The sequence below is a fragment of the Paenibacillus paridis genome (assembly GCF_006345825.1).
GTDB lineage: Bacteria > Bacillota > Bacilli > Paenibacillales > Paenibacillaceae > Pristimantibacillus > Pristimantibacillus paridis.
The window spans coordinates 1-12,739 of the sequence record NZ_VCIX01000051.1 but is presented as its reverse complement, the minus strand read 5'-3'; the positions used below and the strand labels follow the sequence as shown (position 1 = coordinate 12,739).

The following is a 12,739-nucleotide window of genomic DNA, read 5'->3' as shown; positions in this document are numbered from 1 at the left end:
GATGGGTTTAACTGTTTTTGTTTTAGTTTAGATGATTACCAAGAGTTTGTTAAGTTCAGTAGCAGCAAAGTAGGAACTCGGGAAGAAGCGACCAGACAAATATAACACTATAGCAAGAAACTTGTATTTCTAACCATGTTAGCAGCTCCGGTTGTCCACCTTATCAGTGATCGTCTTAGAGAGGGCATGGACGTGATTTTTCGAAACTTGCTGCTACAGGAAAGACATCCCTTCAAATGATAGCATTCAATTTAGTATATGGTAACTGTAGACCAATTGTTCGTTCGTGGGACGGAGCCACACCAAACGGATTTGGGGAATAGCAAGCCGAGCAAACCATATGCCTATCATACTGGATGATACCCATCATATTAAGCCAGCAGTGGTAAATTTACTACATACGCTCATCAATGGTGTCTAGGGAGATAAAATGAAAGTGGGTAAAGTAACAGGACAACTTATAAACAGAGAACGTCAAAAGCCACAGACTGTTTTAGCCTTTAACGGAGAAGTTCCACTGTCTGAGCAAACATTAATTTCTAATAGTCGTGGGCTTTTAGGCAGGATCATCATGATTAATGCGGAACCTTTCCCTGAGAACGTAACATCGGAGAAATTTGACGATTACGTGGAACAATCGGTTCAGAATTGCGGACATATTCTTGATGATTGGCTGTTTTATTTAGGCACCAAGAACCCTGCTGAAATTACTCGGGAAGTTAACGAAATATTCTAAATTGTTTGCTCGAAAAGAATCCGCAAATAGTGTTTATAATCGTCTTGCAACAAAAGCTGCTGTATTGGTATGGTCTCTCAAAACTGTAAACGCAGTGTTGCAACTGCGGTTTACAAAACTCGATACTATTATAGACTTTCTAAAGAAGCACATGAAAGAGTCCACGACAAACTCAGATATTATCAAGGAAATTTTAAAGGATATTGTCGATTACGTTTTGGAAAACTCAGGATCAAATCAAGCATATCACCCATTCACAGATGGGCAACATCGTACCGGCGTATATATTGAAGTTAAGGATCGTTTTTTGTTGAAGAAAGAGACAATTAATACCATCGTCAAGGCTAGAAGAAACTTTGAAAATTTGGTCACAGAACTATATCGTGAAGTTTATATTGCAGAACCGAAACCAACCAAAAGGGATTTCTGCATATATTCAGGCGACAAGACAGCTATGAGTGTAATCGTATTCTTCAAAAACGCCATCGACAATTAAACCGGACTTTTTTTTGAAAGAACCACATTCCAAACGGAGGGACCTGTTCCGAAATTTATGATTGCGAGGACAGACAATGAGTTGAATGATGCTAATGCCAGTCATGGAACAGAGAATAAGATAAACATCTTTAATGTGAGCGATGGGAACAAAAAACAAAAGAGTAAGAAGATGCGTTAAAAGCGATAAGGGGCGGTTCGCACTCCTACGAGGAGGAGCTGATCGGCCTTCTTTGTGTGCGTACAGTGGTGAGGATGTACGTATGCGAGGGTCGTATGCTTAACAATGCGTTGTATAGAGCTCTCATGTCACTGCTCCCCACCATATTCACAATGAAGGCCGGATTACTATATGGAATTGATAAAGCCAAATCAACGACTCGAAAATCAAAAGTGTTTATTCAATAAGGAGTCAACAAATGGTTAATTAAAGTAATCGCAACAGAAGTCACCTGTTCGAGTGTTCCTGCTGTCGTTTGCATACAAATGGCTTGTCTGAAAAATGAAATCAAAAAAGCTACCATAGCTATAGCGTCGGTGTTCGGGAGTCAACGCAATGTTCTTCGAAAAAGAAAAGCTGCATCTATATTCTTAAAGCCCGTATCAGGAGTTCTGGATTTACCTGATTATGCTTACGACTGAGCTCAACTGCCGAAATCGATGTGAGCTATAGTTCGTTTTGAAATGTCGACTGAGCACATCGTCAGCTTCTTACATATTTATCTTGACGGGTGAAACTCAATTTTTGTTTATAGGTATTCTGTTTCATATCCCAATTTCTTCTAGAGGAAGAATATGGTGTATAGTATAATAGAACTATACATTGTGGAGGGGTGATGGGAATTCAGAATCATATCGCACAGGCAAATAGTTTAAGTGAAGAAATGGAACTCTTGGAGCAGGCTCGTCAAAACGCTATTGAACATGTGAGAAAGCTTTCAATAATCGCGGATTCAGATGATTTGTGGCCCGTAGATGCTTTGGACGATCTAAAATCGATCGTATCGACAGTATTTCGATTTCAAGACGAACTTTTGAGCAAACTTCCAATATCCAATAAGAAACCTTCTACCATGACAGAGTTGAAATGGTTTATCCAAGATATAAACCAGTCGTCAATGCTTGAGCAAGCGAAGGGTGTAGTTCAATTGTTCACTCGTTTACATTGCTCTAATGAAGAGGTACTCGATGAATTTTTAATTCAACAAACGACCGCGAGTAAGTTGCTAGACTCGGATAGCGAAGATCAGCTATTGGAAGTATGGGAAGTATACCAAGCAGTAATTCAAATCATTGAGTATCCTGATGCAGGGACTGTTCAATTAGACACATTCAAGCAGATTACGAAATCCATTGGATTTGCAACTCGATATGCGCTTGAGCAGGGTTGGCTATCATTACAGGTGGATGATCCCTTAATTGCCATGGTCGAGCTTGCTGTGCCTGCGGATAGTACTTTCGCAAAGCTGACCGAAGGTCTGTCGGAAATCGATGATCCTATCTTGGGCATCGAAGCAGAAGCGGAAGGCGCAGCTGCATACGAAGCCATATTGGACGGGATGAAAGCTGAACCGCTCGTGAAATATTCGAATGATTTCTTGGAGGACTTTCGTCATACAGGTGGGGCAATCGATTTCACAGTGCTCCAATACGATATTTTGGAAAAGAAGAAACTGGCAGACAACTTCTCGGCGAATCGGTTTGAAGGGGATCTGAAACAAATCTCGGTTCGTCCACGGTTAGCATTAATCCTGTTAAGTTATCTTTATAATAATGGGGCCGTGGCGCAAAGTCAGTTAGATATATTTGCAGGACAACTGCGCGGAGACAACTCCGAGTCTAACATACTTGAATCTGTTAAAGATAACTTGAATAAACTCTATCAGAAGGGTTACGTGTCAATACATACGATTACCCTTCGCTCCGATTCCGATATATTTTATACGCTTAGTGCCTATGGAGCGGCAGCGTTCCGTAAGGATTCAAGTCGTAAATTCATACAGACGCGGGTAGGTACCAAGCTTTACTTCCGCCCGGAGGATGAGCCAAGAGTATTGCATGCGAATCAGAGAGAAGAGATTGCATTCAGGCTTCGTCTGTTTAATCGCGTACAGGAGCTCTTCTTTGAATTTCTTCCGAAACGGATATCTGTCAACCCTCCAAGAATCATGCCGTTTCCGTACCGAGAGCTTTTTGATAAACAGACTGATAAACGGTTTTTGCTAATTCCCGGATTACTGAATGTAGTTGATATGAGAGGCGATTGCGATAAGATTATTGAGATACTGAAGCAACACACTGAAATCAGTCCAATGATGATCGTCTCAACCCCAGAGGAAGGGGGACTATGGGCTAACCTTCTGTCTCGGACGGATCGGTCGGTGTATTTCCTTCTTATCAAAAACGATAAGTTATTCATTGGAGATGGACGGGGAGAAGATCAGTTTGCCGCGTTGTTCGGGTTGCAGGATCTCGAGTCAGAGAATAATGGAGAAGAAATGCAAATATCCGTTGACACTCAGCAGGAGCAATTCGATTCGGAGTCAATATTGGAAGTCAACAGTTTTCATTCTTTAGAAGAACAAGGAGAAGGAGCTGTCGAGCAATCTGCTGCTATTCGAACGGACGAACTTCAACTCATTGTCGACACGGCCATGCAAATGTTCATTTCTGGCCGCCGTGCAGAAGGTATGTTGCTGCTTCACGAAGCGGCAGAGCATTCGGAAACAGTTTCCGTTCTAAGGAATAAAATCTCATATATTGTAAGAGATCCATTGTGGAGCGAGACGGACGTTCATCTGCTCGCCGATTTGCCAATTGAACTGCCATTCGGATCCTATGAGCAGTTGGACGATTATCTGCAGTCCGCAATATGGCTTAGACTATTCTTCGATCCTGACGCTCCAAACGATTATCGACTGAATAATCGCTGGCGGCAGATTAATAGCGATTTGTCAAGTCGGGTTATGGAAAGATATTCGGGTATTAAGCAACTCATCAGTTATTTCTGGGCATTCATCGAACGTTATAATATTGGAATCAAATATTGTACCTCCTCTGACGTGCGCAATCAACTTGGCATCAACAATACGCTGGATCAGAACCGTCACCAGATAGAGGAGATGTTGAAAACCGTGTTCCCGCGCAATGTCTCTACGGAGATTAACCATCGTAAGGTAAAACAGATGGCGGTTGATCTCTACGGAAACAGCGGGGTTATGACCAGTTATCTACAACAAGCGCATAATACTCCACTATCACAATTACGTGACATATGCCAGCAGTTCACGGATATTTCGCTGAGTGGAGAATGGATTGGCTTAGAGCTTAACCCAAATGAGGCCAAGCTAGAGCAATATATCGATCGTTATTGGGCAGGTATGAACATGAAGGCGTCAAACGATAAAAGCGATATGTTGAAGGGTGCATATCGCAGCCGAATGCGGAGTTGGCTTCGTGATGCAACGGAACTGCTATTGCGCTGCTACGCTTGTCGTAATGCGCTAAATGCAAAGAGAGGGACTACGGATATTTCCCCTGAGTTGGCAAGCAAGACCCGCAATCGCTCCAAGAAGCTGATGCAAGAAGCATTGCTTCAGCTTGAGGACACGACCGATAATTGGAATGAAGCGGGACATACCTTGCTCCGTTCAACGATTGAGCATATCCAGCAAGTACTGGATGGCGCTTTGGGTGAGACGAATCGAAGGTTTTATGAACCTTTGTTATTGTCCGTCAGCGTAGAGCTTAGCGAGGACTATAAGCCATTCAGAGATGGGGAATGGCTACAGGACCTGCGACCGATTCACGGATACCGGTTATGGGAGAGGTTACTGGAACATTCTAATGCTGGGCAGCGAACTTGGGAGGATACAGCCAGCCAGGCTTTGCGTGAATACAACATGGGGGCCTATGATCTCATTACCCGTAGGCCCGGAGAATGGGCGAACGAGGTGACGGTGAAGGATACCCGCCGACGCGCCATGCAACAACTGGACAGATATAACGAAGAGTTCAGAACTGAAGTAGAACTCGCACAAAACTATGGACAGATGTCCAGCAACGACGAGATGTACGGATATATTCGACTGGCAGAAGCTGCCAAAAAGCACGCGGAGCAGACGCATAACGCAGGATTTTTTAAGCGGCTGTTGGATACATGCAGAATGAGCATAGTCCAACGTGCGGATATCAGGGTGGAAGCGATGCGTAGCCGGTTGAACGCTCTGAAGAGCGACATACTTCGCGAAGAGGAACGCGAAGAGCAGATCGGCGACGAAGAGACGTTGCGGCAGTGGCCGATCCTTAAGAAGATCGAGATGGCCCTCGAAAAGCGTAACATGACGGTGGCCGAAGACTATATTCAACTTGCTGCGTCCGGTTACAAGGACACTTCGTCTATCCAGATGTTCGACAGCGATCTGCTGATACAGTTTCACAACAATTATCAAGCACTCTTTAATAGCTGCAACGCACATAAAAATGTGGATCTGTATCGGACATACGACCAATCGGTTCGGAAAATGCTTTTCTCGAATCAAAATAACCGTAATGTGGCCAGCGCGGAACGATTTATTCGACAGTGGTATAAGCTTCATCCAGACCATATCAAAGAATTTATGGAGCAGTTGCTATTCCATCGCATCAGGCACGTCGATCGACTGGACGACAATGAATTCATGGTGTATCCGGCCGCGCAGGATGCGTTGCTTAGCCATTATCCTCACCCGTTCAAGGAATTCGGGACGGACGCCGTGCAAAAAGGCTTGCGGATCCTAACGATGGCGGGTGTTCGTACTGCCGATAATTTACTGGACGAAGTCGCGCGACATGATGCAGGCAACGGATCGGCGACGATCGTCATTCTGGATTATGCGCTGTCGTTGGCTCATCGCAAGCTGTTGGCCAAGTCTATCAAGCTGAAGTCATTCCCGGGAATTGTCGTCGTGATCGACCGGGTTATGGCGTTGTTCCTTGCCGGATACAGCCAGATCGAACGGGGAAATGCGTTTCTAATGGTTACACTTCCATCGAGTAAGATTCAGCCATATATACCAGTAGGCAGAATCTCTCCTGAGATGTTCATTGGAAGAACCGATGAGTTGGACAAGATCAGGGATTTAAACGGGCCGATATTTGTTTACGGAGGTCGACAACTTGGAAAGACGGCATTGCTACAAGAGTCCAAGAACCGAGAGCACAACCCAGACAAAGGCCGTTATGCGGTCTTTGTAGACTTGAGGGAAAAGGATGCTAACGCTTCGCTAAGGAGCATTAGTGAAGCGTTGGTTTACGAAAAAGTTTTGAAAGAGCATTGTGGCACATGGGAACAGTTACGGATAGCGCTGCGCAAACGACTTACTTCGACAGAAACGCCAATCTATAAGTTCATGCTGTTACTTGACGAAGCAGATGCCTTTTTGTCCAGTTGCGAAGAAGGCGGCAACGTGCCGTTGGAAATTTTGCGGGAGCTGAAGAATACTTTCAATGGACAGTTTAAATTCGTACTGGCCGGTCTTCGAGACGTCATCCGGTTCGACAAGCAAAGGCTGGGCGGTAACAGCGTATTAGCTCATTTTGGACATATTACGATTCGGCCGCTTAAGTACCTGGATGCTCGTGACCTGTTGTTGCGGCCGTTGCATTACTTGGGTTTTCGGATCGAGGAGAATGGCGAAGACATCATCAATCTAATACTGGCAAAGACGAACTATTATCCGGGGCTCATTCACTTTTATTGCGAGAAGCTTATCGAGGCAATCAGCGATAGCTACCGAAACGGCAATTACAACGAGAACATGAACCCGCCGTATTTGCTTGACGAGAAGTATATCAAGACACTGCTTGGTCAGAAGGAATTCCTAATCGAGATCGAGAACAAATTCCGGATTACGCTAAAGCTAGGTTCCGATAACCTGTACGAAACGCTGGCGAAAGTGATCGCTTATCGCTATTACTCTTCAAACACTAGTCCGGGCACGTCGGTTGAGGATATTCTCCTAATCTGCAACGAGTTTGGGATTGACCAGATTACAAGCTTGAAAAAAAGTAGTGTGGCAGCGTTGCTTGAAGAGATGGATGAGCTAAATATTATCCGCCGGGAGACACGCGGCTCTGACAAATATGTATTCAATCGTCATAGCTTTCTTCAGATGCTGGGCAGCAGTGAGTTCGAACTCTTCGAGCAACTATACGAGCTGGGGGTGAAGTAATCAGATGGATCAACAGCTGATTTGGTGGAACTTCATCTCAGGCGCCACTCGCTATTTTCATGATATAGTAGCGGCGGCAGAAAGCGGAAAGGTCCTTCTAATTGAAGAAGCCCCCTACATGGATCACTTCTTCCTTCTATTGCAGGATAGAATACGGCAGTGGGATAGCAGTCTTCAGATTGAGAACCTCCATGCCAAGAATTGGGGGGATAATGTTGCCATTGGCGAAACGCTGATGAACAGATATGCTCCCCAGAGCGATTATCATCCGATGGACGGCAGTCGTATCGAATACATAGCGAAGCATCACTTGCTCGCTGATCGCGCATTCATAGTAAGGAATGCCAATATGCGGAGGGAATGGATCGATACCGCCATAGAATACGCGAAATTTAGTACTATGCACAATGGTTTGTTTATCCTTACGTACAGTGGAGTTGCTCCACTTACTCAACCGCGCAAAGGTGTAACGATGTTAAGATGGGGGGATTATTTCACGAGCTATGATATGCAATTGTTCGCATCGTATTGCGTAGCGCAGCGCCAGCTTCTATCGTCGGGGGTACGAGAATATATTGCATTGCTCGCTTCCCGAATTGCGGGCACTAATCCTAATCTATGCAGTGCACTGGCTACAGAAGAAGCCGCGCTTGATTTGCGAGGATTATTATTGAGACTGGTGCCCGCCCATGAAGAGGCGGCAAGGCTAGTGAGTGAGAGAGGGATTCTGGAACAGATCATATGGGAAGCGCAGATCCAAACGATCTTCCCCATCATTGAGAAGGTACGTCGAGACTTTATTGAGCGATATGGAACTGCTTTAGAGGATATATTTCCTGTAATAGATGATTTCGATAAGGTGCTGCAATCGCCTTACGATATGGAGTTTAGACATATGTGGTACTACTATTTCAAATCGAGCGGGTTCCGCCATGAAGGGGATGAGAGCACATTCCGTCTCGTATATGACGCCAGGAATGATCTAGCACACTTGGAACCATTGGAAAGCAGTCGAATTATGAAGATATTCGCGTTAAATGGTCGAGGCTAGGGAAAGGTAGTTGAAAATTTAAGGGGTTGTCCAGTAAGTCCTCGAGACTAAGGGACAGCCTCTTCGTTGTTTTTGTTGGTTTTATTTTTATTTTTGGAAGTGCCATTTGTATAGTTTTTTAGGAAGCTCGCCCTTGTCGGTAAGGTTGCCACTGGTGATGCCATTTAGGTTCCACCAATGCCACTAGATGGAGGAATCACGGCTTTTGGCTGATTGTCAGCAGCAACAACCGAATATTTGGCTGTATGCTTGTTACTTCCTCAGTTTCACAAACGATGAAATGCTAGTTACCGAGTCTTTCAGCTATGTGGTAGAAGTAATATCCCCAAAATCATTCTAGTTAACGACACAAAAAACCAAGGAATCACGTTTTCTGTACATGCCCAAGGTTTCCACCTAGAAACCATTTTCATAGAACAGATGAGAGCTGGAGTATTTGGATTAGTTATTCTAATAACCCGATCACAACCGGAAACGAAGAAGATTTGAGCAAGGTATAACAGTATGTATATGTTGAATACATCGCCAATGGGCTTACAAACCCCGGCGATGTTTTTTTATGTTCAGAGTCAACCTAGAATCAGCAATGCGGGATTATAGAATGTTAATCATTTACTGCCCGAGTTAAGGGAAAAAAGTTCTAACAAGAGTCTGGATCACTAAAATTTAGTTCTAATATATGTATAGATGCCATAATGCTTCATGAATCTCATAAAAACTACATATCGTTGTCGATCCATGACAAAAAAAGAAGGTAAATATAGGTATATCTGTGGTAGGATTATTTAAAAGTACTCATAGCTTTTATATAGGAAACGAATGATTCCCTGCTTGTCGTACTATATTAACAATGGTATCAATTTTTAAATAAAACTAAAACATTACAGGAGAGAGGGATCGCAGTGTGGGATCGTAAGGTGTTAAAGCAAAGGGCGAAAGAGGTGCTGCGAACATCGTATTGGAAGGCATTTTTGGTAAGTATGATATTAGTTTTTGTCAGTGGAGGTGGTGGAAGCCCTCCAACCCTAAACTTTAACTTGGGCTTTTCTAGTAACTCTGATGTCTCGGATATCTTTCATTGGAATGTGAATTGGGAGGCCCTTGCTCCATTCTTGGTAATCGGAATTATCGCGTTTATTATATTTTTCGTATTTTCCCTTGCGTTTCGGATTTTTGTTTGTTTTCCCCTTGAGGTTGGTTCTATGCGTTACTTCAAGCAAGCAGCGGAGTATGAGGTAAATCTAAATCATATCGGCTACGCTTTTAATAAGCATAGGTATTGGGATGTTCTGAAAGCGATGTTATGGAGAAGCTTATTGAACTTCTTATGGTTTTTGCTTCTCTTCATCCCCGGCATCGTAAAATCGTACGCGTATAGTATGGTGCCATATATTTTGGCGGACAACCCCAACATTGGCTATAGGCGCGCGGTAGAATTAAGCAACGATATGACACGGGGAAGTAAATTCCGCATCTTCGTGTTAGAACTAAGCTTTCTTGGCTGGATCCTTCTTGGGCTGCTTCTAATCTTCGTTGGTGTCTTTTTTGTGATGCCTTATATCCATTCCACAAAGGCCGAGCTTTACTTGGCATTACGAGAACAGGCACTGAAGAATGGACTGACAAGTGAGGAAGAGCTTAGATTGAACCAAACCCCTGTCTTTTAAATAAGAAACTATGATCATATGCTGCAGGAGTCTAAGGCTCTTGCGGCAATTTCGATATTATTTATGAATTGTTATCGTTCATTATCGTAGAATGGGTGAATTTAGCTATGATTTTGTGGTTCCGGCATTTGCCTCATAAAAGCATGCGGTTGTCAGAATGGACTCCGTTCATTCAAAATCATTGGTTTCGTGAGCATTATATGAAATTTGTTTATGTATTAATGGCTTTTATTATATTGGCACCGATTTGCTTCAAGGACGGCTTCAACTTCTTTTCAAATATGCCCCTTATTCCTATTATCGTCTTTGTGTTTGTCCTACATGAGATCATACATATTCTTGTAGTACATAGTAAAGGCGATATTAGCTTAACATTTAAAGGCCTATTTTTCTGGTTAAACACGAATGCGACGTTATCGAAAACAAGGTATTGGCTATTTATGAGCTTGCCATTTATTTTATTATCGGTAGTACCAGCTATCGCCTCATTCTTTTTATCGGGTAGGCTTCAGTCACTTTTGTTATTTATTTGTTGGATTAATTGCATGATCTCATCCTCAGATGTGATTAATTCTTTTTTGATTTTAATCAAACCAAATAAATCTGTATTTTGTAGAGGTTATTATAAAGCTGAAAATTAACGTATACGAACGAAAGAAGTTAGTATTCTGCTAGTAGGGCTAACACCCTTTAATAGGCTGTGGAACAGTTCATGAAGCAATGAATTAAAGATATAAAAAGAGCAATTAAAGGCCGGAAATCCTCCTCTTACGAGTGGTATTCGGTCTTATTTACGTGCAGATCTCTTTCCGTTCATTAAATAAGGTAATTGAACGGTAAAGATACTCTCAATCCGAAGAAGGGTAAGGGGTAATTACAGCTATTTTTAAGGTCATTTTGTATTTTTTTTATAGATTAATCCTAGTAGCGAAAAGGTTATGATGTATAATAATGTTAATAGTTAGGTGCGTTTATTAATTTTCAAGATAAGAGCATTCATAGTACATACTAATAAAGAACGGAAGGAAGCGTTGCAACCATGTTTCATTCAAGACATATGAACCTTTTCAAAAGAGGGGTTCTAATCGTAATTGGTATTTTATTGATTGCCTTCGCAATGTCAGAATCTAGCCAAGCGGCATTCGTTGATCCAATTGATCAAACATCGGATACAGAAAATACGATCCCGAATTCGCAAGGCGGATCAAAAGGAGTAGGACAAAGCTTTACTGCAGGTAAAACAGGGTGGATGTACGATGTCGATGTATTTATGTGGAAATCGGCAGCTACTGAGCGAGAGATAAGCTTGACGATTCATGAAGGTGTAGATATTAATGGGACAGTACTAGGCGTAGCGAAGGCAAGCAGTAGTATTGTGCCTGATTTTCCGGGAGGCTGGGTTCGGTTTACCTTTAACGAAGGGATTTACGTGGAGTCTAACAAGCAGTATGCCATGATGATGGAGACAACCAACAATGATCCACATCAAATGCTCCAAGTAACTTGGAGAATATACACCCCTAGCACATATGCCGGCGGTATACCGTATTATATGGGAACTTGGAATCATTCCAATTTTGATTTTGCATTCAGGACGTATGTAGCATCTCAGCAGAGGGACTATTCGACTTCATTGCAGATGGACCAGCTTACAACAACTTATGGTGATACTGAGGAGATTAGAGTAACATTGCTTGATGCTCAAAATCAAGCAGTATCGAATAAAAGAGTCACATTTTCCCTGGATGGAGCTGTACTTGGTTCATCTAATACGAATGGAAATGGTGAAGCAGTATTTAGCTATTTGGTTAATACGGCAATAGGGAATCATATGCTAACAGCGGAATTCGCTGGAGATCCTACCCATCTTACTTCGAGTGACTCTGTTATGATGACGGTCGATAAGAGGCCGCTTGCAATAACCGTAAATAATGCGACGCGTGAATACGGAATGAGCAATCCGGTATTTACAGGGACGGTAACGGGTGGTTTGTCGTCAGATAGCATTACAGCAACATACACAACGAGTGCTGATCAAGCCAGTGATGTAGGGAACTATGCGATTCAAGCCATACTGGTTGATCCGAATAATAAGCTAGGGAATTATGAGGTAACGAAAACCGCAGGCAGTCTATCTGTTACGAAAGCGGCCCTTACAGTAACCGCAGACGATGCGACTCGTGAATACGGAATGAGCAATCCGGTATTTACAGGAACGGTCTCTGGCGGATTATCGTCAGATGGGATTACAGCAACGTACGCAACGGGTGCCGATCAGGCAAGTGGTGTAGGGAGTTATGCGATCGAAGCAGCACTGGTTGACCCGAATAATAAGCTAGGAAATTACGAAGTAACCAAAACAGCAGGTAGTCTAACTGTTACGAAAGCGGCCCTTACAGTAACCGCAGACGATGCGACTCGTGAATATGGTACAAGCAATCCGGTATTCACAGGGACAATAACTGGCGGATTATCTTCAGATGGGATTACAGCAACGTACGCAACGAGTGCTGACCAAACAAGTGATGTAGGGAACTATACGATTGAAGCCACACTGGTTGACCCGAATAATAAGCTA

At 43.1% G+C, this 12,739-nt stretch carries 7 protein-coding genes; all 7 read left to right on the top strand.

Features of this window, described 5'->3' with window-relative positions; genetic code table 11:
- Window positions 1-436 precede the first annotated feature (436 nt).
- Window positions 437-736 carry a hypothetical protein gene (locus FJQ58_RS00975; RefSeq protein WP_139990587.1) on the top strand — a complete coding sequence of 100 codons (300 nt, stop codon included), beginning with the start codon at window positions 437-439 and terminating at the stop codon, window positions 734-736.
- A gap of 1 nt (window position 737) precedes the next feature.
- Window positions 738-1,232, top strand: coding sequence for a hypothetical protein (locus tag FJQ58_RS00970; protein WP_139990586.1), 495 nt, complete (start codon window positions 738-740; stop codon window positions 1,230-1,232).
- 1,072 nt (window positions 1,233-2,304) lie between these two features.
- The gene (locus tag FJQ58_RS00965; protein ID WP_238403675.1) at window positions 2,305-7,443 is read left to right on the top strand and encodes an AAA family ATPase; all 5,139 of its coding nucleotides are present in this window, start codon (window positions 2,305-2,307) and stop codon (window positions 7,441-7,443) included.
- Between the two features lie 4 nt (window positions 7,444-7,447).
- Window positions 7,448-8,494 carry a hypothetical protein gene (locus tag FJQ58_RS00960; protein WP_139990585.1) on the top strand — a complete coding sequence of 349 codons (1,047 nt, stop codon included), beginning with the start codon at window positions 7,448-7,450 and terminating at the stop codon, window positions 8,492-8,494.
- 1,202 nt (window positions 8,495-9,696) lie between these two features.
- Window positions 9,697-10,161 carry a DUF975 family protein gene (locus tag FJQ58_RS00955; RefSeq protein WP_238403673.1) on the top strand — a complete coding sequence of 155 codons (465 nt, stop codon included), beginning with the start codon at window positions 9,697-9,699 and terminating at the stop codon, window positions 10,159-10,161.
- 143 nt (window positions 10,162-10,304) lie between these two features.
- Window positions 10,305-10,802 (top strand): DUF3267 domain-containing protein, encoded by a 498-nt coding sequence (locus FJQ58_RS00950; protein WP_139990629.1) that lies wholly within the window; start codon window positions 10,305-10,307, stop codon window positions 10,800-10,802.
- 398 nt (window positions 10,803-11,200) lie between these two features.
- A partial coding sequence (locus FJQ58_RS00945) for an MBG domain-containing protein (protein ID WP_139990583.1) occupies window positions 11,201-12,739 on the top strand: 1,539 nt, incomplete at its 3' end.

Bases quoted from the DNA above. Each gene is read 5' to 3' on its own strand.
- FJQ58_RS00965 (WP_238403675.1), top strand. From the start codon at position 2,305: ATGACAGAGTTGAAATGGTTTATCCAAGATATAAACCAGTCGTCAATG.
- FJQ58_RS00960 (WP_139990585.1), top strand. From the start codon at position 7,448: ATGGATCAACAGCTGATTTGGTGGAACTTCATCTCAGGCGCCACTCGC.
- FJQ58_RS00955 (WP_238403673.1), top strand. From the start codon at position 9,697: ATGCGTTACTTCAAGCAAGCAGCGGAGTATGAGGTAAATCTAAATCAT.
- FJQ58_RS00950 (WP_139990629.1), top strand. From the start codon at position 10,305: ATGCGGTTGTCAGAATGGACTCCGTTCATTCAAAATCATTGGTTTCGT.